This is a genomic window from Pantoea sp. C1E2 (assembly GCF_056491465.1).
The window spans coordinates 1,750,946-1,772,312 of record NZ_JBSZHT010000002.1; the positions used below are offsets into that span (position 1 = coordinate 1,750,946).

At 52.7% G+C, this 21,367-nt stretch carries 17 protein-coding genes; 13 read left to right on the plus strand and 4 right to left on the minus strand.

What is annotated here, in order from left to right:
• Nucleotides 1-49: 49 nt before the first annotated feature.
• The 3 genes from pflB to ycaO all read right to left on the minus strand — a co-directional run bounded on the left by pflB (nt 50) and on the right by ycaO (nt 5,376).
• Nucleotides 50-2,332: a formate C-acetyltransferase gene (pflB, locus tag ACXI0A_RS08445; RefSeq protein WP_224929566.1), complete on the minus strand. Its 2,283-nt coding sequence runs from the start codon at nt 2,330-2,332 to the stop codon at nt 50-52.
• A 67-nt stretch (nt 2,333-2,399) separates the two neighbouring features.
• Complete coding sequence (gene focA / locus ACXI0A_RS08450) at nt 2,400-3,260, minus strand: formate transporter FocA (protein ID WP_476149397.1); 861 nt, start codon at nt 3,258-3,260, stop codon at nt 2,400-2,402.
• 355 nt (nt 3,261-3,615) lie between these two features.
• Nucleotides 3,616-5,376, minus strand: a complete 1,761-nt coding sequence (ycaO, locus tag ACXI0A_RS08455; RefSeq protein ID WP_224929560.1) for a 30S ribosomal protein S12 methylthiotransferase accessory factor YcaO — start codon at nt 5,374-5,376, stop codon at nt 3,616-3,618.
• A gap of 313 nt (nt 5,377-5,689) precedes the next feature.
• On the opposite strand from ycaO, the gene serC reads away from it, so the two are divergent.
• The 12 genes from serC (at nt 5,690) to ACXI0A_RS08515 (ending at nt 19,697) form a co-directional block, all read left to right on the plus strand.
• Nucleotides 5,690-6,775, plus strand: a complete 1,086-nt coding sequence (serC, locus tag ACXI0A_RS08460) for a 3-phosphoserine/phosphohydroxythreonine transaminase (protein ID WP_476149395.1) — start codon at nt 5,690-5,692, stop codon at nt 6,773-6,775.
• A gap of 81 nt (nt 6,776-6,856) precedes the next feature.
• Nucleotides 6,857-8,143: a 3-phosphoshikimate 1-carboxyvinyltransferase gene (aroA, locus tag ACXI0A_RS08465; RefSeq protein WP_476149393.1), complete on the plus strand. Its 1,287-nt coding sequence runs from the start codon at nt 6,857-6,859 to the stop codon at nt 8,141-8,143.
• A gap of 197 nt (nt 8,144-8,340) precedes the next feature.
• On the plus strand, nt 8,341-9,021 hold the full coding sequence (gene cmk / locus ACXI0A_RS08470) for a (d)CMP kinase (RefSeq protein ID WP_224929551.1): 681 nt from the start codon (nt 8,341-8,343) through the stop codon (nt 9,019-9,021).
• A gap of 122 nt (nt 9,022-9,143) precedes the next feature.
• Nucleotides 9,144-10,817: a 30S ribosomal protein S1 gene (gene rpsA, locus ACXI0A_RS08475; protein ID WP_034820570.1), complete on the plus strand. Its 1,674-nt coding sequence runs from the start codon at nt 9,144-9,146 to the stop codon at nt 10,815-10,817.
• An 86-nt stretch (nt 10,818-10,903) separates the two neighbouring features.
• Complete coding sequence (gene ihfB, locus ACXI0A_RS08480) at nt 10,904-11,188, plus strand: integration host factor subunit beta (protein ID WP_003849360.1); 285 nt, start codon at nt 10,904-10,906, stop codon at nt 11,186-11,188.
• A gap of 201 nt (nt 11,189-11,389) precedes the next feature.
• The gene (locus ACXI0A_RS08485; protein ID WP_476149390.1) at nt 11,390-13,648 is read left to right on the plus strand and encodes a DNA internalization-related competence protein ComEC/Rec2; all 2,259 of its coding nucleotides are present in this window, start codon (nt 11,390-11,392) and stop codon (nt 13,646-13,648) included.
• Nucleotides 13,649-13,682: 34 nt separating this feature from the next.
• Nucleotides 13,683-15,431 (plus strand): lipid A ABC transporter ATP-binding protein/permease MsbA, encoded by a 1,749-nt coding sequence (msbA, locus tag ACXI0A_RS08490; RefSeq protein WP_476149389.1) that lies wholly within the window; start codon nt 13,683-13,685, stop codon nt 15,429-15,431.
• On the plus strand, nt 15,428-16,429 hold the full coding sequence (lpxK, locus tag ACXI0A_RS08495; RefSeq protein WP_476149387.1) for a tetraacyldisaccharide 4'-kinase: 1,002 nt from the start codon (nt 15,428-15,430) through the stop codon (nt 16,427-16,429). Before msbA ends, lpxK begins: the two co-directional genes overlap by 4 nt.
• A 23-nt stretch (nt 16,430-16,452) precedes the next feature.
• Entirely contained in the window at nt 16,453-17,670 is a 1,218-nt protein-coding gene (locus ACXI0A_RS08500) for a DNA glycosylase AlkZ-like family protein (protein WP_476149385.1), read from the plus strand.
• 94 nt (nt 17,671-17,764) lie between these two features.
• Nucleotides 17,765-17,947 carry a Trm112 family protein gene (locus ACXI0A_RS08505; protein ID WP_007887424.1) on the plus strand — a complete coding sequence of 61 codons (183 nt, stop codon included), beginning with the start codon at nt 17,765-17,767 and terminating at the stop codon, nt 17,945-17,947.
• The gene (kdsB, locus tag ACXI0A_RS08510; protein WP_166936449.1) at nt 17,944-18,693 is read left to right on the plus strand and encodes a 3-deoxy-manno-octulosonate cytidylyltransferase; all 750 of its coding nucleotides are present in this window, start codon (nt 17,944-17,946) and stop codon (nt 18,691-18,693) included. Before ACXI0A_RS08505 ends, kdsB begins: the two co-directional genes overlap by 4 nt.
• 110 nt (nt 18,694-18,803) lie before the next feature.
• Nucleotides 18,804-19,697, plus strand: coding sequence for a phosphotransferase (locus ACXI0A_RS08515; protein WP_476149383.1), 894 nt, complete (start codon nt 18,804-18,806; stop codon nt 19,695-19,697).
• Here ACXI0A_RS08515 and elyC read toward each other — a convergent pair.
• A complete protein-coding gene (elyC, locus tag ACXI0A_RS08520; protein ID WP_476149381.1) occupies nt 19,677-20,462 on the minus strand; it encodes an envelope biogenesis factor ElyC in 786 nt (261 codons plus the stop codon). The genes ACXI0A_RS08515 and elyC overlap by 21 nt on opposite strands.
• A 124-nt stretch (nt 20,463-20,586) precedes the next feature.
• Here elyC and cmoM point away from each other — a divergent pair, with 124 nt between their 5' ends.
• Nucleotides 20,587-21,360 carry a tRNA uridine 5-oxyacetic acid(34) methyltransferase CmoM gene (gene cmoM, locus ACXI0A_RS08525; protein ID WP_224929532.1) on the plus strand — a complete coding sequence of 258 codons (774 nt, stop codon included), beginning with the start codon at nt 20,587-20,589 and terminating at the stop codon, nt 21,358-21,360.
• The last annotated feature ends 7 nt before the right edge of the window (nt 21,361-21,367 follow it).

A 21,367-nucleotide genomic window follows, 5' to 3' on the forward strand; every position in this document is an offset into this window, starting at 1 on the left:
GACTTGTGGAGAAAAGGCTCCCGCAGGAGCCTTTACATTTCTGGAAGGATTACAGGGACTGAGTGAAAGTACGGGTAATCACATCCTGCTGCTGCTCTTTAGTCAGCGAGTTGAAGCGCACAGCATAACCGGAAACGCGAATGGTTAACTGAGGATATTTCTCAGGGTGTTCCATCGCATCCAGCAGCATCTCACGGTTCATCACGTTGACGTTAAGGTGCTGACCGCCCTCGATATTGGCTTCATGGTGGAAGTAGCCATCCATCAAGCCCGCAAGGTTAGTTTTACGCACGTTATCATCTTTACCCAGTGCATTTGGCACGATGGAGAAGGTGTAAGAGATACCATCTTTCGCGTAAGCAAACGGCAGTTTGGCTACCGAGGTTAGTGAGGCAACGGCACCTTTCTGATCGCGACCGTGCATTGGGTTAGCACCTGGGCCAAACGGTGCACCGGCACGACGACCGTCAGGGGTATTACCGGTTTTCTTACCGTACACCACGTTAGAGGTGATGGTCAGTACAGACTGGGTGGCCACCGCATTACGGTAAGTTTGCAGTTTCTGAATTTTCTTCATGAAACGTTCAACCAGGTCACACGCCATATCATCAACGCGAGAGTCATTGTTACCAAATTGCGGATATTCACCTTCGATTTCAAAATCAATCGCCAGGCCATCTGCATCACGTACGGTTTTCACTTTGGCGTACTTGATAGCAGAGAGGGAATCTGCCGCCACGGACAAGCCTGCGATACCACAAGCCATGGTGCGATAAACATCACGGTCATGCAGCGCCATCAGCGAGGCTTCGTAGCTGTACTTGTCGTGCATGTAATGGATGATGTTCAGAGAGGTGACATACTGTTTTGCCAGCCAATCCATAAAGTGATCCATACTGGCCATCACGGTGTCGAAATCCAAAATCTCATCAGTAATTGGTGCTTCTTTCGGACCAACCTGCATTTTCAGTTTTTCGTCCACGCCACCGTTGATTGCGTACAGCAGTGTTTTCGCCAGGTTTGCACGGGCGCCGAAGAACTGCATCTGTTTGCCGACAATCATTGGGCTCACACAGCAAGCGATCGCGTAGTCATCGTTATCAAAGTCAGGGCGCATCAGATCGTCATTCTCATACTGCAGTGAAGACGTATCGATGGAGACCTTGGCTGCATACTTTTTGAAGTTAACCGGCAGCTTTTCTGACCACAGGATGGTCATGTTGGGTTCCGGTGACGGGCCCATGGTGTACAAGGTATTCAGGAAACGGAAGGTACTTTTAGTGACTAAAGTACGGCCATCAACGCCCATACCGGCCAGAGACTCGGTTGCCCAGATTGGGTCACCAGAGAACAGTTCGTCATATTCTGGGGTACGCAGGAAACGCACCATACGCAGTTTCATCACCAGATGGTCAATTAACTCCTGCGCGCCTTCTTCAGTCAGTTTGCCCGCTTTAATATCACGGTCGAGATAGACATCAAGGAAAGTGGATACGCGACCAAATGACATCGCGGCGCCGTTCTGTGATTTCACAGCGGCCAGATAACCATAGTAAGTCCACTGTACAGCTTCTTGCGCCGTGGTGGCTGGCAGAGAAATATCTGAGCCGTATTTGGCGGCCATTTCTTTAATCTGGCCAAGCGCACGATGTTGCTCAGAGATTTCTTCACGCAGGCGAATAGTGTCTTCAAGATTGACACCGTTTTCCATATCGCTTTGCAGTGAATTGAATTGGGCCACTTTATCTTTCATCAGATAATCGATGCCGTATAGCGCCACGCGGCGGTAGTCACCGATGATACGACCACGACCATAGGCATCTGGCAAACCGGTTAATACACCAGACTTACGGCAGCGCAGGATGTCAGGGGTATACACATCGAACACACCCTGGTTGTGAGTTTTACGATAGTCGGTGAAGACTTTTTTCAGGCCAGGATCGAGTTCGCGACCATAAACCTTGCAAGAGCCTTCGACCATTTTGATGCCGCCAAATGGGATGATGGCGCGTTTCAGTGGTGCTTCGGTTTGCAGACCCACAATGGTCTCAAGTGACTTATTGATGTAACCCGCATCGTGTGAAGTGATGGTAGAAGCCAGGTCAGTATCGAAATCAACCGGTGCATGGGTGCGGTTCTCAATCTTGATACCTTCCAGCACGCTGTCCCACAGTTTAGTGGTGGCTGGTGTGGCGCCCGCGAGGAAAGATTCGTCACCTTCGTACGGGGTGTAGTTTTTCTGGATAAAGTCACGGACGTTGACACCGTTCTGCCATTCGCCGGCGCTAAATCCTTCCCAGGCTGACGCCATTTTTTCGTTAAGTTCGGACATGATATACCTGCCTTATTTAGGGAGACTCTGACGATGACGTGCCCTCGGGCACGCCCGTTTTAATTTCTTAATGCACCGGATCATCACCGCGCAGATAGATGACCCAGTAGGTCAAACCGACTAACAACCCGCCACCGATAATGTTGCCGATTGTCACTGGAATGAGGTTGTTAACAATAAAATCGCCAACGCTGAGAGAAGGGAACTGTGCGGCGCTGGAACCGGCCATTTGCCAGAATTCCGGGCTGGCGAAATCGCGAATGACGATAGCCATAGGGACCAAAAACATGTTGGCGATGCTGTGCTCGAAGCCGCTGGCAACAAACATCCCGACAGGCAATATCATGGCAAACATTTTGTCGAACAGGCTGCGACCGGAGTAACTCATCCATACGGCCAGACAGACCATCAGATTGGCGAGGATGCCCAGACTCACGGCTTCGACAAAAGTGTGATGCATTTTATGGTCAGCGGTCTGGAGTACGTTTAAACCCCATGCGCCATTGGCGACCATATGTTCACCCGCCAGCCAGATCAGTGCGACAAAGAACAGCGCACCAAATAGATTGCCGATATAAACGTATAACCAGTGACGGCCCAGTTGCATCCATGTGATACGACCGCTGGCTTTCGCCACCACAATCAATACTGTCGAGGTGAACAGGTCAGCACCACATACCACGACCAGCATCAAACCCAGTGAGAAGCAGATACCGCCAATCAGTTTCGCGATTCCGTAGGGCATCGCGCCAGTGCCGGTGGTGGCGGTAATGTAGAAAACAAATGCGATAGAGATAAATACGCCAGCTGTAATGGCTAAAAAGAAGGTGGTTAAAGGATGTTTAGTGGCTTTATAGACACCGGCATCTTCAGCAACTTTCGCCATGGCCGCGGGTAATAATGCATTAAAAGGGTTGTCAGCTTTCACACTAACGCTCTCCTGAAATTGTCTGTAAAGATACTAACAAAGGAGTATAGGTCAGGAATTGATGTGGATCATAAATGGCGGGGAGGTACGGGGTAAGCGAAGCGCTAAGCCAGATAATTTATATGTAACTAATTGAATTTTAATAAATAAATAATTTTTAATTTATACAAAATAAGTTTAATGAGCAGCCTTTGGAGGTGCGTAAATGTTAATTCAGTTTAATCAATGGAACTGAATTGTTAATTATCAATATTCAATGTTGAGTATGACAATCTGACGCAAAAAAAATGGCACCGGGATTAATCAGTGCCATTCTCAACGTCAGCAAAAATATTGCGCTAAGCGTTCGTGAATATTACTTCGACCAATAGTTGCGCTTTGCTGCCTGCAGTTTTTCGTAGGCGGCCAGCAGGGCCTGATGAGCCGGGAAGGCTTTCAGATCCAGATCTACTGCTTGCAGGCCGTAGAATGGTGCTTCACCGCTGATCGCTGCAGAAGCGGCATCAACAGCCGCTTCGCCATACATCCGCACGAATGCACGATGATATTGAAGCGGGTCGCGTTCGTCTTCCATGGCCAGCAACAGCAAGGTCTGCAGGCAACGGTAATAGTTGGCGCGTTCGGCGCTGAAGATTGACTGGTTGAACTCCATGGTCCACTCCGTCCAGATCAGAGCCTGATCCAAATCTCCGCCCGCCAATGCCAGCATGGCTTTCAGCTCGCCAATACGCAGGGTATACCAGCCATTGTCTTTACCTGAAGCCAGACCCAGCAGCTCACGGACGCGAGTGAAGTCGTCATGACCTTCTTCATCCAACTGCTCAATGAGGCTCAAATACGCTTCCGGTTCCCACTCACTGTCTGGCAGCGCCAGCAGTGTTTCACGCAGCGGCGCGCCCATGCTGTTGTTAGCTAACAGCAGGTCTTCTGCAGGATAGATATCCGACATGCCCGGCACGATGATGCGGCAAGCGTAAACGCTCAGATGTTCATAATCCGCGATGTAAACTTCCTGATCTTCCGCGCGGAAGATGGCCATCAGCGTATCGAACTCTTCGTGCGTGCTACCTGAGAAGCTCCAGTCAACGAAAGGATAATCCGCATCGTCTTTGAACATATCCCAGGAGATTAAGCCGCTCGAATCGATAAAGTGGGTTTCCAGGTTGGCGTGTTCAGCCACTTCTTCATCATCGAAGGTCGGTGGGGTGAAGACATCCAGATCTTTCAGACCACGGCCCTGAAGCAACTCAGTAACGGTACGTTCCAGTGCTACGCCAAAGTCAGGGTGCGCGCCAAATGAAGCGAAACAGGTGCCGTTGGCCGGGTTGAACAACACCACGCAGATAACCGGATACTTGCCGCCCAGTGAGGCATCGTAAGAGAAGATTGGGAACCCTTCGGCTTCCAGGCGTTCAATCGCCTCAATCACGCCAGGATAACGCTGCATCACTTCTGCAGGGATTTCTGGCAGGCTAATCGACTCGGCAATAATGCGGTTTTTGATGTGGCGCTCAAAAACTTCAGATAGGCCCTGTACACGCGCTTCGTTCGCGGTATTACCGGCAGACATGCCGTTAGAAACATACAGGTTGCCGATGATGTTCATCGGAATGTAAACCGTTTGCTGGTCAGACTGACGGGTAAATGGCAGGCCGCAGATACCACGGTCAGCATTACCTGACTGCAGGTCAATCAGGTCGGAGGCGTTCAGGCTGTCTTCAGGATCGTAGAACTTCTGCAAACGCGCATCCAGGATGCCAGCTGGCAAGCTGTTATCGTCGGTCAGTGGGAACCATTTCTCATTCGGGTAATGAACGAAATCGCCATTGGCAATTGACTGACCCAGCCAGAAATCAGCGAAGAAGTAGTTAGTTGAGAGACGCTCAAAATATTCGCCTAACGCGGAAGCCAGTGCCGCTTTCTTACTGGCACCTTTACCATTGGTAAAGCACAGCGGGCAGTCACGATCGCGGATGTGCACAGACCAGACGTGTGGAACCGGGTTCAGCCAGGAGGCTTCTTCAATATTGAAGCCCAGGTCTTGCAGTTTCTGCTGGAAGCGTGCGATGGAGTCTTCCAGTGCGGCGTCTTTTCCTGGAATAAACGTTTGCGTCATGTTGGCGCTCTCTCAAGTCGATGGGGTGGGCGTAAAGCGCGCAATGATACGGGTTTTGCGCCTGCTTCGCTATTCAGTGGCCTAAATTTATCGCGGTATTGTCACGGCTATTTCATCGTCTGGCAGCATTCTGATTTTGCATCAGGAAACGTCCTCACAAAATTCCGTGGCTTATTGCATTTATGACATAAGCTGCGGTGGAGCCTGCTCTGGAAATGTGATCGCTATCGGATTAATGATTGCAGCCATTCGGAGGCAATGATAAAACCGATACGGTATTCATAACCGTTCGATATGACAGTGGTGAGGGGAAATGACGCAGGTTTATAATTTTAGCTCCGGCCCAGCGATGCTGCCGGTAGAAGTGCTCCGTCGTGCAGAACAAGAACTGACAAACTGGCACGGATTAGGCACCTCTGTAATGGAGATCAGCCATCGCAGTAAAGAGTTTATTGCTGTCGCTGAAGCAGCAGAACAGGATTTTCGCGATCTGCTGAAGATCCCATCGAACTACAAAGTTTTATTCTGCCATGGTGGCGCGCGCGCGCAGTTCGCAGCAATTCCAGGCAACCTGCTGGGTGATGCCAAATCCGCTGACTACATTGATGGCGGCTACTGGGCACACAGCGCGATCAAAGAAGCGGAAAAGTATTGCACCCCAAACACCATCGACGTCAAAACCACGCTTGACGGTAAACGTGCTTTGTTACCGATGCGTGAATGGCAGCTCAACGATGATGCTGCCTATGTGCATTTCTGCCCGAATGAAACCATTGATGGCATCGCTATCGATGAAGAGCCTGACTTTGGTGACAAAGTGGTGGTGGCTGACCTTTCTTCAACCATTATGTCCCGCCCAATCGATGTCAGCCGTTACGGTGTGATCTACGCAGGCGCACAGAAAAACATCGGTCCAGCGGGATTAACGCTGGTGGTGGTGCGTGAAGATCTGCTGGGCAAAGCGCAGCGTTATGTGCCGTCTATCCTTGATTACAAGGTGCTGGCTGAAAATGAATCCATGTTCAACACACCGCCGACTTTTGCCTGGTACCTCTCTGGTCTGGTCTTCAAATGGCTGAAAGAGAAGGGCGGTGTTGCTGAGATGGATAAGGTCAATCAGGCGAAAGCAGACCTGCTATATGGCGTCATCGATAACAGCAGCTTCTACCGTAACGATGTTGCTGCTGCGAACCGTTCACGTATGAACGTGCCGTTCCAGCTGGCGGATGCCGCGCTGGATAAAGTGTTCCTGGACGAGTCTCTGCAGGCGGGCCTGCATGCACTGAAAGGACACCGCGTGGTTGGCGGTATGCGTGCATCGATCTACAATGCGATGCCGCTGGAAGGGGTGAAAACCCTGACTGAGTTCATGATTAACTTCGAACGTCGTCACGGCTAATTACTCATCATAGGCCAGCCTGGCTGGCCACTGGCCCCGTTACATAACGGGGTTTTGTCTTTTCTGGAGATTTGGTTTCACATGCAGGACTCCCTGACTCTACAACCGATTGCTCGCGTTGACGGCACGGTAAACTTACCGGGTTCAAAAAGCGTTTCTAACCGCGCATTGTTACTGGCTGCGCTGGCAAAGGGCACGACTCGCCTGACCAATTTGCTGGACAGCGATGACGTTAAACATATGCTGAATGCGCTGAAGGCGCTGGGCGTCAATTACACGCTCTCTGCCGATCGTACCGTGTGCGAAGTGGTGGGAAATGCAGGCCCGCTGCACAGTGACCAGGCCCTGGAACTCTTTCTGGGCAACGCGGGTACCGCAATGCGCCCGCTGGCAGCCGCATTGTGCTTAGGCCAACAGTCGATTGTGCTGACTGGCGAACCTCGCATGAAAGAGCGCCCAATTGGCCATCTGGTTGATGCGCTGCGTCAGGGCGGAGCCAATATTGATTACCTGGAGCAAACGGATTATCCACCGCTGCGTCTGAACGGTGGGTTTGTGGGTGGCGAAGTGAGTGTGGACGGCAGTGTTTCCAGCCAGTTCCTGACGGCGCTATTAATGACCGCTCCGCTGGCGCCTAATGACACCGTCATTACCATTAAAGGTGATTTGGTCTCCAAGCCGTATATTGATATCACTCTGCACCTGATGCGTTGCTTTGGTGTTGACGTTGATAATCAGAATTACCAGCGCTTTGTGGTGAAAGGCCAGCAGCAGTATCAATCTCCAGGCGATTATCTGGTGGAAGGCGATGCCTCTTCTGCCTCTTACTTCCTCGCCGCCGCTGCCATTAAAGGTGGAACGGTTCGCGTAACCGGGATCGGCCGTAATAGCGTTCAGGGCGACATCCGCTTTGCAGATGTGCTGGAAAAAATGGGTGCGGTGATCGAGTGGGGTGATGACTATATTGCCTGCACACGTGGTTCTCTGACCGCGATTGATATGGACATGAACCATATTCCAGATGCGGCGATGACCATCGCCACTACAGCGTTGTTCGCGGAAGGCACCACCTTGATGCGTAACATCTACAACTGGCGCGTGAAAGAGACCGATCGTCTGGCGGCGATGGCGACAGAACTGCGCAAAGTCGGTGCGGAAGTCGAAGAAGGTCACGATTTCATTCGTGTCACCCCACCGGCACAGCTTCAGCATGCGGATATTGGCACTTATAACGATCACCGCATGGCGATGTGCTTTGCGCTGGTGGCGTTGTCGGACACCCCTGTCACCATTCTTGACCCTGGCTGCACGGCTAAAACGTTCCCGGATTACTTCCAGCAGTTGGCGAAAATTAGCCAAACCTCTTGATCACGCTACCCGGTACGCTTGTGCCGGGTTTCCTCGCTCTCTTCTGGTCTTGTTGGGCGGAAATTCTTCTGAATCTGTCGAAATTTCTGGCGCTGTCTACGCTAAAGGGTAACTAACCTGACGCGGGCAGCGTATAATGCCGCGCAATCAAACAGCCAAGAAGGCTGATAATAAGCACGCAGCAACAGGAGAGAACAATGACGGCAATCGCCCCGGTAATTACCATTGATGGCCCAAGTGGCGCAGGTAAAGGGACCTTGTGTAAAGCGATGGCGGAGTCATTGCAGTGGCATTTGCTGGATTCTGGTGCCATTTATCGCGTACTCGCATTGGCTGCACTTCACCATCAGGTGGATATTGAATCCGAGGAAGCATTAGTCCCTATGGCTGCTCACCTCGACGTGCGTTTCTTGTCTGTTGAAGGCGAGATGCAGGTCATTTTGGAAGGTGAGGATGTGACGGGTGAAATCCGTACGCAGGAAGTGAGCAATACGGCTTCGCGCGTTGCTGCCTTCCCACGCGTACGTGAGGCACTGCTGCGTCGTCAGCGAGCATTCCGTGAAGAGCCGGGCTTAATTGCGGATGGCCGCGATATGGGCACCGTGGTATTCCCCGATGCACCGGTAAAAATCTTCCTGGATGCAAGTTCAGAAGAGCGTGCTCACCGTCGTATGCTACAGTTGCAGGAGAAGGGCTTTAATGTTAACTTTGATCGCCTTTTATCCGAGATAAAGGAACGCGACGACCGCGATCGTAATCGTGCAATTGCGCCTTTAGTGCCTGCCACTGATGCTCTGGTGCTGGATTCAACCAGTATGTCCATTGAGCAAGTGATTGAAAAGGCACTTGATTATGCCCGCCAAAAGCTGGGCATTTAATCTATTCGGTAATTGAATTGCTGTAACCCTGTACCAGGGACCCGGTGCTGGGCATGTGAAACAACCCCATCCGACAATGACGTCAGGTGGACGTTAAATTGAAGAATCCTAAGATTATCAATATGACTGAATCTTTTGCTCAACTATTTGAAGAATCACTGAAAGAAATCGAAACCCGTCCGGGTTCCATCGTTCGTGGCGTTGTTGTCTCTATCGACAAAGACGTAGTCCTGGTTGATGCGGGTCTGAAATCTGAGTCTGCAATTCCTGCAGAGCAGTTCAAGAACGCAGCCGGCGAACTGGAAATCCAGGTTGGCGACGAAGTTGACGTTGCGCTTGACGCAGTTGAAGACGGCTTCGGTGAAACCCTGCTGTCCCGTGAGAAAGCTAAGCGTCACGAAGCTTGGATCACGCTGGAAAAAGCTTACGAAGAAGCTGAAACTGTTACCGGTGTTATCAACGGCAAAGTTAAAGGTGGCTTCACAGTTGAGCTGAACGGTATTCGTGCGTTCCTGCCAGGTTCACTGGTTGACGTTCGTCCGGTTCGCGATACTCTGCACCTGGAAGGCAAAGAGCTTGAGTTCAAAGTCATCAAGCTTGATCAGAAACGTAACAACGTGGTGGTTTCTCGCCGCGCAGTTATCGAATCTGAAAACAGCGCTGAACGCGATCAGCTGCTGGAAAACCTGCAGGAAGGCATGGAAGTTAAAGGTATCGTTAAGAACCTCACTGACTACGGCGCATTCGTGGATCTGGGTGGCGTTGACGGCCTGCTGCACATCACCGATATGGCCTGGAAGCGCGTTAAGCATCCAAGCGAAATCGTCAACGTGGGCGACGAAATCACTGTTAAAGTGCTGAAATTCGACCGCGAGCGTACTCGTGTATCCCTCGGCCTGAAACAGCTGGGCGAAGATCCATGGGTTGCTATCGCTAAGCGTTACCCAGAAGGCACCAAGCTGACTGGCCGTGTAACCAACCTGACCGATTACGGCTGCTTCGTTGAAATCGAAGAAGGCGTTGAAGGCCTGGTACACGTTTCTGAAATGGACTGGACCAACAAAAACATTCACCCATCTAAAGTTGTTAACGTGGGCGATGTTGTTGAAGTTATGGTTCTGGACATCGATGAAGAACGTCGTCGTATCTCCCTGGGTCTGAAGCAGTGCAAAAACAACCCATGGCAGCAGTTCGCTGAGACCCACAACAAAGGCGATCGCGTTGAAGGTAAAATCAAGTCAATCACTGACTTCGGTATCTTCATCGGCCTGGACGGTGGCATCGACGGTCTGGTTCACCTGTCAGACATCTCCTGGAACGCGACTGGCGAAGAAGCCGTTCGTGAGTACAAAAAAGGCGACGAAATCGCTGCTGTTGTACTGCAGGTTGATGCAGAGCGCGAGCGCATCTCTCTGGGCGTGAAGCAGTTGGCTGAAGATCCATTTAACAACTACATCACCCTGAACAAGAAAGGCGCTATCGTTAACGGTAAAGTGACTGCAGTAGACGCTAAAGGTGCTACAGTTGAATTGGCTGATGGCGTTGAAGGTTACCTGCGCGCTTCTGAAGCTTCATTGGACCGTATCGAAGACGCAACTCTGGTTCTGAGTGTTGGTGACGACGTTGAAGCTAAATTCACCGGCGTTGACCGTAAGAACCGCGTTGTAAGCCTGTCTGTTCGTGCTAAAGACCAGGCTGATGAGAAAGAAGCAATCAACACTGTTAACACCAAACAGGAAGAAAGCAACTTCTCTAGCGCTATGGCTGAAGCGTTCAAAGCGGCTAAAGGCGAGTAATCGACCCGAGGCACCGGACGATGCAATTCGTCCGGTTTCGGTAAAAGCTGTCATACCTTTCCCATTAAGGATTAACCGGAGGTTACATGACCAAGTCAGAACTTATTGAAAGACTTGCTGGACAGCATACTCATATTCCGGCGAAAGTCGTTGAGGATGCAGTTAAAGAGATGCTCGAGCACATGGCCACAACGTTGGCACAGGGTGAGCGCATTGAAATCCGGGGATTCGGCAGCTTTTCTTTGCACTACCGCGCACCGCGCACTGGTCGTAACCCGAAAACGGGTGACAAAGTGGATCTGGAAGGTAAATACGTTCCCCACTTCAAGCCGGGCAAAGAATTGCGTGACCGTGCAAATATCTACGGCTAAGCCGTTACCGAACGATAAAGCGACACCTCCGGGTGTCGTTTTTTTTTGCTCTAAATTTGTGGTTGTGAACCCGATTCCAAAACCTTTCTCTGAGATGAAAACCCCTCCGATTTGTTGGCATTCGCAATCCAATCCTCTCTATTCCTGAAGGCAATTATTGCCCGTTACACGCAAACTGGTGCGCATGACGGGAGAGAAGTGATGCGTGTAACAGGGATTGCAGTGGCCAGAATAATGATTCTGGCGGCGCTACCATTAGGTTTGCTACCTCAAATACCGACAATTGAAATGATGTCGATGATGGTGCTTTTAGCACTCATTGTGGCATCCCTGCCGTGGACTGCACTGCGTCTTATCGGCATCGGCATCCTTCTACTGGCATGGGCGTTGCTGGAAGCGAGACAGATGCTGAATGCGATTGAGCAGCTTTCGATGGCGCCAGCGGAAGTAACGCTGCGTATTGTTGAGGTGAAAGAAAAGCAACAGCAGTTCAAAGCGCAGATTATTCGTGTGGGTGACCGATATCAGTTCCCGCCGTTGTTTGTCAGTGTAAATGCGGGGTCAGGTGAGCCAGGCTATTGTGCAGGGCAGCGCTGGAAAATGACTTTACGCCTGCGTGCGGTGCATGGTCGCTTGAATGAGGGCGGATTTGATACCCAACGCTTTGCGCTGGCGAACCATACGCCTTTGCAGGGAAAAATCATTAACCAGCAGGCCGAATCAGCAGCTTGTAGTCTGCGAACGCTGATCATGAGCCACCATCAACCTCTTTTCGAACACCTGCAACAGCCTGCCATTTTGCAGGCGCTGGCTTTTGGTGAGCGTGAGAACATGACCAAAACGCAACGACAACTATTACGTGATACCGGAACAGCACACTTAATGGCGATTTCCGGCATGCATATTGCGTTAGCGGCCAGCGTTGGCTGGATAATCGTGCGTGGTTTACAGTTGCTGTTGCCTGCGAACACCATCGGTTATCTATTGCCACTTATTGGTAGCATCATCACCGCAGCTATCTACTGTTGGATATCAGGCAGCCATGCACCTGCACAGCGCGCGCTGGTAGCACTCCTGATCTGGACGACAATCAGGATTGCAGGTTGGCAGTTAACGGGCTGGCAGATTTGGACGCTGTGTATAGGTGGTCTGCTGTGGCTTGATCCCCTCACGGTATTATCTGAAAGCTTCTGGCTCTCTGCACTTGCCGTCGCGATGCTAATCATTTGGTTCCAATGGTTTGCCTTACCTGCACGATACCGCATGGCCCGACGCTGGTTGCCGCTGAGATTGCTGCACTTGCAGGTTGGCATGATGATACTGATGGCTCCCCTGCAGATTTTTTTGTTTCAGGGAATCAGCCTCAGTGCGCTGGTCGCTAATGTCATCGCGGTTCCGGTGATATCACTTATCACCGTTCCATTGATATTAATGGCGCTTTTGCTACCGGTGAAACCCATAGCCACGGCGCTTTGGTGGCTGGCAGATTTTTCCGTTAATCAGGTTATGCAGGGCCTGGCATACTTACCCGCAGGTTGGTGGCCGCTACATGATGCTTTGCCCGCAGTGGCCGTGTTATGGGGAGGCTTGTTTCTATGGCGCAGTGGTTTGCTGAATCACACATTGATACCTTGCTGCGGTTGCACACTGGCATTTCTGTTGTGGCGTCACCAGTCTGAGCACGACGACTGGCAGATTGACGTGCTAGATGTGGGGCATGGCCTGGCAATTGCTATTACGCAGGGCAACGAAGTAGTGTTGTACGATTCAGGTCCACGCTGGAACGAGGATGATGCGGGCGCACGCGTGATTCTGCCATGGTTACTGTATCAGGGAAGACATTTAAACACGGTGATTGTGAGCCATAAGCATCTGGATCATCGGGGTGGGCTGAACTCACTTCATCAGGCCAATCCCAACATGGTTATCCGCAGCGCGTTGGGTGAAGCGGGGCATTTTCCCTGTCAGCGAGGAGAGCAATGGCAATGGGGCAAGCTGACGTTCACGGCACTCTGGCCGCCTGCAGGAAATACGCAGGGGCAAAATAATGACTCCTGTGTCGTGCGCGTAGACGATGGTGCTGTCAGCCTGCTGCTCACCGGGGATATTGAGTCAGAAGCAGAAAGAAAACTGGTGGCATTGGAGAAAACCCAACTCTCCAGCACATTAATGCAAGTTCCCCATCATGGTAGTCGTACATCTTCGGGGCCATTACTGCTACGTAGTGTTGCAGGAAAGGGGGCGGTGGCGTCGGTGGCGCGTTATAACGCCTGGCGTATGCCGGCCGCCGCGGTAGTGGATCGCTATCGCCAGCAGGGCTATCTCTGGTATGACACGGCGCAATCCGGGCAAATTCACATCGGCATTCGGCAGGGCGAATGGCAGATTAAGGGGTTGAGAGAGCAAATAAAACCTCGCTGGTATCATCAGTGGTTTGGCGTCAAACGTGAATCCAGGTAGAATGAGCGGCTATTTCAAACAGCGTGAATAAATAATGCATCAAGACAAAGATCTCTCAACGTGGCAGACGTTCCGCCGACTCTGGCCGATGATTGCGCCGCACAAAGCAGGACTGTTTGTGTCTGCGGTGGCGCTGATTCTCAATGCGGCCGGCGATACCTTAATGCTGTCGCTGTTGAAACCTTTACTGGATGATGGCTTCGGCAAGGCCGATCGCTCCGTCATGCTTTGGATGCCACTGGTGGTGATTGGCCTGATGCTGGTGCGTGGCGTGACCAGCTACATCTCCAGTTACTGCATCTCATGGGTGTCTGGCAACGTGGTGATGAATATGCGTCGCCGCTTGTTTGGCCACATGATGGGCATGCCAGTTGCGTTCTTTGACCAGCAATCAACAGGCACATTGCTGTCACGCATCACCTATGATTCTGAGCAGGTTGCTTCGTCCTCCTCCAGTGCACTGGTGACGGTAGTACGCGAAGGCGCCTCCATCATTGGCCTGTTTATCATGATGTTCTACTACAGCTGGCAGCTGTCGTTGATTCTGATTGTCCTTGCGCCGATTGTTTCCTTTGCGATTCGCACGGTTTCAAAACGTTTCCGCAGCATCAGTAAAAACATGCAGAACACCATGGGACAAGTTACCACCAGCGCTGAACAGATGCTTAAAGGGCATAAAGAAGTGCTGATTTTCGGTGGTCAGGATGTGGAAGCCGGTCGTTTTGCTGAGGTCAGCAACAAAATGCGCCAGCAGGGCATGAAACTGGTTTCTGCCTCTTCTATCTCGGACCCGGTCATTCAGCTGATCGCCTCACTGGCTCTGGCATTTGTGCTCTACGCCGCCAGCTTCCCGAGTGTGATGGAAACCCTCACCGCCGGCACCATCACCGTGGTGTTCTCATCGATGATTGCATTGATGCGCCCACTGAAGTCACTGACTAACGTCAATGCCCAGTTCCAGCGCGGCATGGCCGCCTGTCAGACACTGTTCTCGATTCTGGATAGCGAGCAGGAAGTCGATAACGGCAAGCGTGAAATCACGCGTGCTAAAGGTGATGTGGAATTCCGCAATGTGACCTTTACCTATCCTGGCCGTGAAGTCCCGGCGCTGCGTGATATCAATCTGTCACTGCCCGAGGGCAAAACCGTGGCATTGGTAGGACGTTCAGGATCGGGTAAATCGACCATGGCGAGCCTGTTGACTCGTTTCTACGATATCGACTCCGGTGAAATTCTGCTGGATGGTCACGATCTGCGTGAATACACCCTGCGTTCGCTACGTAATCAGGTGGCGCTGGTTTCTCAGAATGTCCATCTGTTCAACGACACCATTGCCAATAACATCGCTTATGCACGCAATGGTGAATACACCCGCGAGCAGATTGAACAAGCGGCCACCATGGCGCATGCCATGGACTTCATCAAGAAGATGGATAACGGTCTGGATACTGTGATTGGTGAGAACGGTGTGCTGCTTTCAGGCGGCCAGCGTCAACGTATCGCCATCGCGCGTGCGCTGCTGCGTGATTGCCCTATTCTGATTCTTGATGAAGCCACCTCCGCACTGGATACCGAATCTGAGCGCGCAATTCAGGCCGCTCTGGATGAGCTGCAGAAAAACCGTACTTCGCTGGTGATTGCACACCGCCTGTCGACCATCGAAAAAGCCGATGAAATCGTGGTGGTGGAAGACGGCCGTATTGTTGAGCGTGGTACGCACAGCGTGCTGCTGGCCGAGAAGGGCGCTTATGCCCAACTCCACAAACTGCAGTTTGGTCAATGATTGAACGCATCTGGAGCGGGCGCTCGCCACTGTGGCTACTGCTGTGGCCACTGAGTTTGCTGTATGGGGCGATCAGCACTTTGATTCGCCTTAGCTATCAGCGTGGCTGGCGTAAAAGCTGGCGTGCGTCTTGCCCGGTAGTGGTGGTGGGTAATCTGACGGCTGGCGGCAACGGTAAAACGCCGGTGGTAATCTGGCTGGTTCAGGCGCTGCAACAGCGTGGCCTGCGCGTTGGCGTAGTGTCACGCGGTTATGGCGGTAAAGCAGAACGTTATCCGCTGCTGGTGACGGCCGATACCCCAACATCGCAGGCGGGTGACGAACCGGTGTTGATCGCGCAACGTACTCAGGTGCCGGTGGCGGTCGCGCCTCAACGCCGCATGGCGGTAGAGGGGCTGCTGGCCGCACAGGATCTGGACGTGATCATCACTGACGACGGGCTGCAGCATTACGCATTGCAGCGCGATCGTGAAATTGTGGTGGTGGATGGCGTGCGTCGCTTCGGCAATGGTTGGTGGCTACCCGCAGGTCCGATGCGGGAGCGGGCCTCTCGCCTGCAAAGCGTCAACGCCATCATCGTCAATGGTGGTGAGGCGCAAGCTGGTGAGATCGCCATGACGTTGCGGCCTGGCAAGGCGGTCAATCTGGTGAGTGGAGAGACTGCGAGCCTCGATCAACTGCCAGAGATGGTCGCGATGGCGGGTATTGGTCATCCGCCGCGTTTCTTCAATACGTTGCAGCAGCAGGGCATCCAGCCTGTGGCAGAAATCGCGTTTGCCGATCACCATGCTTACAGCGAAGAAGAGCTGCAGCGTTTGACACAAGCTCATCAGTGCCTGTTGATGACCGAAAAAGATGCGGTAAAGTGCCGTAGCTTTGCGCGAAATAACTGGTGGTATTTGCCGGTTGACGCCGACCTGTCGGGTGCATCACTTGATGCGTTGCTCGACGATGTGACCCAACTCTGTACCACTGCGCGCGACGCCCGTACGCGCTAAACCTGCTCAAAGGGAAGTGAGTCATGAACTTAACATCGTCCCTTTCGTTACAAACTGCTCGTCACTTACATCTGGCCGCTCAGGGGCTGTTACGCCCACCGAGCTGCCGTGCACGCTTTGCCGATATCCATGCCTGCGTGCGTCAGATGTCACTGCTGCAAATTGACACCATCAATGTCGTTGCGCGCAGCCCTTATCTGGTGCTGTTCAGCCGCCTTGGCACGTATCCCACACAGTGGCTGGAAGAGACATTGGCTTCCGGTGCGCTGTTTGAGTACTGGGCGCACGAAGCCTGTTTTATCCCCTTCGAAGATTACCCGCTATTGCGACATCGCATGCTGGAACCGCAGCGGCTGGGATGGAAATACAACGAGCAGTGGGTAGAAGAACATCAGCAGGACATAGCCGCCTTGCTGAATCATATCGCCGAAAATGGCCCGGTGCGCGCGGCCGATTTCGCCAATGATAAGCAAACCAAACCCGGTTGGTGGGCCTGGAAGCCACACAAGCGGCATCTGGAAAACCTGTTCAGCGCGGGCGAGTTGATGGTGGTAGAACGCCGTAACTTCCAACGGGTGTACGATCTGCGAACGCGAGTGATGCCTGATTGGGATGATGAACAACATGCACTCAGTGAAGCGGATGCGGTACAGGCGATGCTGGGGCACAGTGCCCGCAGTCTGGGTATTTTTCGCGCCAGCTGGCTGGCCGATTACTACCGTCTGAAGCGTGCGCCATTACAGGCCTGGATTAAGGATGCCGAAGCCCAGGGCGATATCGTGCGCGTTGAAGTGGAACAGCTCGGGGAGATGTGGCTGCACGCCAGCTTATTACCATTGTTAGAAAAAATGCCCACCGCCACACACACGGCTCTGTTATCACCGTTCGACCCGGTGGTGTGGGATCGTCGGCGTGCACTGGAGTTGTTCAACTTTGATTACCGCATTGAGTGCTATACCCCGGCGGAGAAGCGCGTCTACGGATACTTTGTTCTGCCGGTGTTACACCGGGGTGCACTCAAAGCGCGTATTGATGCAAAGATGGATCGCCAGGCGCAGCGTCTGATCATTCGTGCATTCTGGCTTGAGCCTGGCATGCGTGTCACCCAAGCCTTCCTGACCGATGTGCAAAAAGCGATCAATCGTTTTGCGCAGTGGCAGGGTGCCAGCGAGGTGATGGTTGAGAATGCGCCTGCTGAGCTGCTTGCTGCCTGGACGCCTCGCTGGGCTATCAACGACTAACTTCATCACAATAATGCCAGGTCCAGCGCGCTACCCTTTGGGTACGCTATGGTATGCTAGGTGCCTGACAAATCGGTGCTGAAAGGAGAAAATTATGGATCACCGTTTACTTGAGATTGTTGCCTGTCCGGTTTGCAACGGAAAACTGTATTTCAACAAAGAGCAGCAGGAGCTGATTTGTAAACCAGACGGCCTGGCTTACCCGGTGCGCGACGGCATTCCGGTATTGCTGGAAGTGGAAGCGCGTACGCTGTCAGTTGAAGAGATCCATCCATGAGTTTTGTCGCCATCATTCCGGCGCGTTATGCATCAACGCGCCTGCCCGGCAAACCGCTGGTGGATATTCACGGTAAACCAATGGTCGTACACGTGATGGAGCGCGCACGAGAGTCAGGTGCCGATCGCGTGATTGTGGCGACCGATCATCCTGAAGTGGCTGCTGCGGTAACGGCTGCCGGTGGAGAAGTGTGCATGACGCGCGCGGACCACCAGTCGGGCACCGAGCGCCTGGCAGAAGTGATTGAGAAATATCAGTTTGCCGATGACACCATTATCGTCAACGTGCAGGGCGACGAGCCGATGATTCCGGCAGAAATCGTACGTCAGGTTGCGGACAATCTGGCGCAGGCTGATGCAGGAATGGCGACTTTAGCCGTGCCGATTACCGATGCAGAAGAAGCGTTTAACCCCAATGCGGTTAAAGTGGTGATGGATGCGAAAGGCTATGCGCTTTATTTCTCTCGCGCCACCATTCCGTGGGATCGCGAGCGTTATGCGAAATCGCGCGAACAAATTGGCGACACTTTGCTGCGTCATATTGGCATTTACGCCTATCGCGCCGGCTTTATCCGTCGTTATATTGCGTGGGAACCTTGCCCATTAGAGCATATTGAGCTGCTGGAACAGCTGCGCGTGCTGTGGTACGGCGAGAAGATCCACGTTGCTGTAGCGCAAACTGTGCCAAGTGTTGGCGTGGACACGCCAGAGGATCTGGTCCGTGTTCGTGCGGCCATGCAGGGTTAAAGCCCGACCGGCCAGCCGCTCGCGCTGGCCATAAAGTTTGATCTGGCGCTAAGTTTCGCGCCACCATGACCTCCAGGATAGTGAAGTCAATCGACTGCGGAGGATAACGCATGGAACAGCTCCGTTCAGAACTGGCGTTGATATTGGGTGAAGGTATCAGCCGCCTCGAAACCATTAGCGAACAGGCGCAGTCGCGGCTGTACGCACTCTATGACAACGACGGTAAGCCGATGCCGCTGGTGGCGAAGTATTTTCGTCATCAAGGTCGTGCAGCGCTTGAAGCCAAAAAACTCACCATGTTAGGCCATGATGGCATCGTGGCGGTACCCGCGGTTTTTGGTCTGGTACTCAGCCAGCAACCGCCGGCACATGAAATGTTACTGATGGCACGTTTTAACGGCGTTTCGGCTGAGGCTCCCGCCCGCACTGCCATTCGGTGGGAGCAGCTGTGTGAGCAGATTATCGAAGGCGTGCTCGGCTGGCACCGTATCGACAGTCATGGATTGGTAGGGCGGGTTGATAGCGTGCAGGAAAACAATTGGCCAGCCTGGTATCGCCAGCGCGTCGAAGTGTTGTGGGCCACGCTGGGCTATCTGTCACCGCCATTTTTCACTCTGGAAGACCGACAAATCTTGTATCGCAGCCGTCAGCAGTTAACCCAACTCTTCAAAGACTTTGACGATCCCTGTGTGCTGATGCACGGCAACCTACGTTTATCCAGCATGCTGAAAGATGCGCGCAGTGACCAACTGGTGGCGATGATGCAGCCGGGCAATATTCTTTGGGCGCCACGGGAATATGAGTTAATCCGGCTGGCCGATAGCGGTGCCGAGGCGTCATTGCTGCAACACTACCTGCAACGTGCACCGGTTTCTGAAGGTTTTATCTGGCGGCGCTGGCTGTATCAGCTTTGGGATTGTGTCGATACCTTGGTGAGCAGCGGACAGTTTGACCGTCCGCGCTTTGATCATGCCCGCGAGCAGTTACTTCCCTGGCTCGGATGACAGCAAATCATCACCACGCAGCCGTTGCCAGATCTGGCCCAGGGTTTCATAAATCGCACGTTCGCTGTGTCCCATCCACATTGGCGAAGGCAATCTGCGATCCCAGACGCTGATCGGCGAGGTAATGGCTAACTGATTTGCCGGTGCGGCTATGGGGTTCAGGCCCGCGCTCTGGAAGAAATGCATCGCGCGCGGCAGATGGTTTGCCGATGAGACCAGCAGGAAAGGGTGATTACCGATAGTCTGTTTAACGGCCAGCGCTTCTTCACCGGTATCATGCGGTTGATCCAGCATGATAATCGCCGATCCCGGCACGCCCAGGCTTTCGGCTACCTCAGCCGCCACGCTGGCGTTGCTGCGAGGGTTGTATCCTGCGGCAGCGCCAGTGAATATCATTTTTGCTTGCGGATTACGGCGCCACTGGCGCACGCCTTCTGTTACACGGGGCAGGCTGTTATTGAGCAAATTGGAACTTGGTGCCCAATTCGGATTGTAGGTGTAGCCACCGCCGAGCACCACGATATAATCCACGGGTTCGCTACCGTTCCAGGTGGAATAATGCTGTTCAATGGGGCGTAACAGACGATCGGCGACAGGTTGCAAGCTGAGCAACAGGAGCAGCAGCCAACTCAAAGAGATCAGGATTTTGCCGCTTTTTTGCCAGCGACTAAACCAGATTAGCAAAAGTCCCACCGCCATAAGCGACAACAGCAGTGGTAAAGGGAGTAACATCGCGCCAATCCATTTCTTTAACGCAAAAAACATGGGAATTTGCTCCTTTTGTCCGAAAAAACAGCAGCCAGACAGTTACTGTGGCGTGAAAGGTTCATTCTTGCTGAGCCTGTGACAAAATAGCACAAGTTGAATGCAGCACAGTGGAGCCATCACCATGCAGGATCGTAACTTTGACGATCTGGCGGACAAATTTTCGCAGAACATTTATGGCACCCGCAAAGGGCTGGTGCGCCAGGCGATCCTGTGGGACGAGCTGGATGCACTGTTGCCAACCTTACCGGACGGTCCCCTTAGCATACTGGATGCTGGCGGCGGCGTAGGACAAATCTCCTGCGGCCTGGCCGCGCGAGGGCATCAGGTATTGTTGTGCGACCTTTCCGCTGAGATGCTTAAACTGGCTGAAGCGCATGCGCACACTGAGGGTGTGAGCCACAACATGCAATTCAAACAAATTAGCGCGCAGCAGGTTGGCGAACATTTGGATCAGCCGGTTGATCTGGTATTGTTTCACGCTGTGCTGGAGTGGGTGGCTGAACCCGAAGCGGTGTTGCGTGCGCTTTGGCAAACGCTCAAGCCTGGCGGTGTGCTGTCGTTGATGTTTTATAACGCGCATAGCCTGACGTTCCGCACACTTCAGCTTGGTAACTTCGGCTATCTGCGCGCCAATATGATGAAACGTAAAAAGCGTACGCTGTCGCCAGACTTTCCCCGCGATCCGCAGGACGTCAACAGCTGGCTGATTAATGCTGGCTTCCAGATTGAGCAGCGAGCCGGGATCCGCGTGTTTTCTGATTACATGAAACCGCCTCCGCCCGGCGTCGTCAAAAGCGTTGAAGAGATTATTGAGATGGAACGGCGCTACTGTCGTCAGGAGCCCTTTTTAAGTTTAGGGCGCTATATCCACGTGACCGCGCGCAAACCCAGGTAGAAGGATC

Coding starts and splice junctions, on each gene's coding strand:
- pflB (WP_224929566.1), bottom strand. CDS start 2,332: ATGTCCGAACTTAACGAAAAAATGGCGTCAGCCTGGGAAGGATTTAGC.
- ycaO (WP_224929560.1), bottom strand. CDS start 5,376: ATGACGCAAACGTTTATTCCAGGAAAAGACGCCGCACTGGAAGACTCC.
- serC (WP_476149395.1), top strand. CDS start 5,690: ATGACGCAGGTTTATAATTTTAGCTCCGGCCCAGCGATGCTGCCGGTA.
- aroA (WP_476149393.1), top strand. CDS start 6,857: ATGCAGGACTCCCTGACTCTACAACCGATTGCTCGCGTTGACGGCACG.
- cmk (WP_224929551.1), top strand. CDS start 8,341: ATGACGGCAATCGCCCCGGTAATTACCATTGATGGCCCAAGTGGCGCA.
- rpsA (WP_034820570.1), top strand. CDS start 9,144: ATGACTGAATCTTTTGCTCAACTATTTGAAGAATCACTGAAAGAAATC.
- ihfB (WP_003849360.1), top strand. CDS start 10,904: ATGACCAAGTCAGAACTTATTGAAAGACTTGCTGGACAGCATACTCAT.
- ACXI0A_RS08485 (WP_476149390.1), top strand. CDS start 11,390: ATGCGTGTAACAGGGATTGCAGTGGCCAGAATAATGATTCTGGCGGCG.
- msbA (WP_476149389.1), top strand. CDS start 13,683: ATGCATCAAGACAAAGATCTCTCAACGTGGCAGACGTTCCGCCGACTC.
- lpxK (WP_476149387.1), top strand. CDS start 15,428: ATGATTGAACGCATCTGGAGCGGGCGCTCGCCACTGTGGCTACTGCTG.
- ACXI0A_RS08500 (WP_476149385.1), top strand. CDS start 16,453: ATGAACTTAACATCGTCCCTTTCGTTACAAACTGCTCGTCACTTACAT.
- ACXI0A_RS08505 (WP_007887424.1), top strand. CDS start 17,765: ATGGATCACCGTTTACTTGAGATTGTTGCCTGTCCGGTTTGCAACGGA.
- kdsB (WP_166936449.1), top strand. CDS start 17,944: ATGAGTTTTGTCGCCATCATTCCGGCGCGTTATGCATCAACGCGCCTG.
- ACXI0A_RS08515 (WP_476149383.1), top strand. CDS start 18,804: ATGGAACAGCTCCGTTCAGAACTGGCGTTGATATTGGGTGAAGGTATC.
- elyC (WP_476149381.1), bottom strand. CDS start 20,462: ATGTTTTTTGCGTTAAAGAAATGGATTGGCGCGATGTTACTCCCTTTA.
- cmoM (WP_224929532.1), top strand. CDS start 20,587: ATGCAGGATCGTAACTTTGACGATCTGGCGGACAAATTTTCGCAGAAC.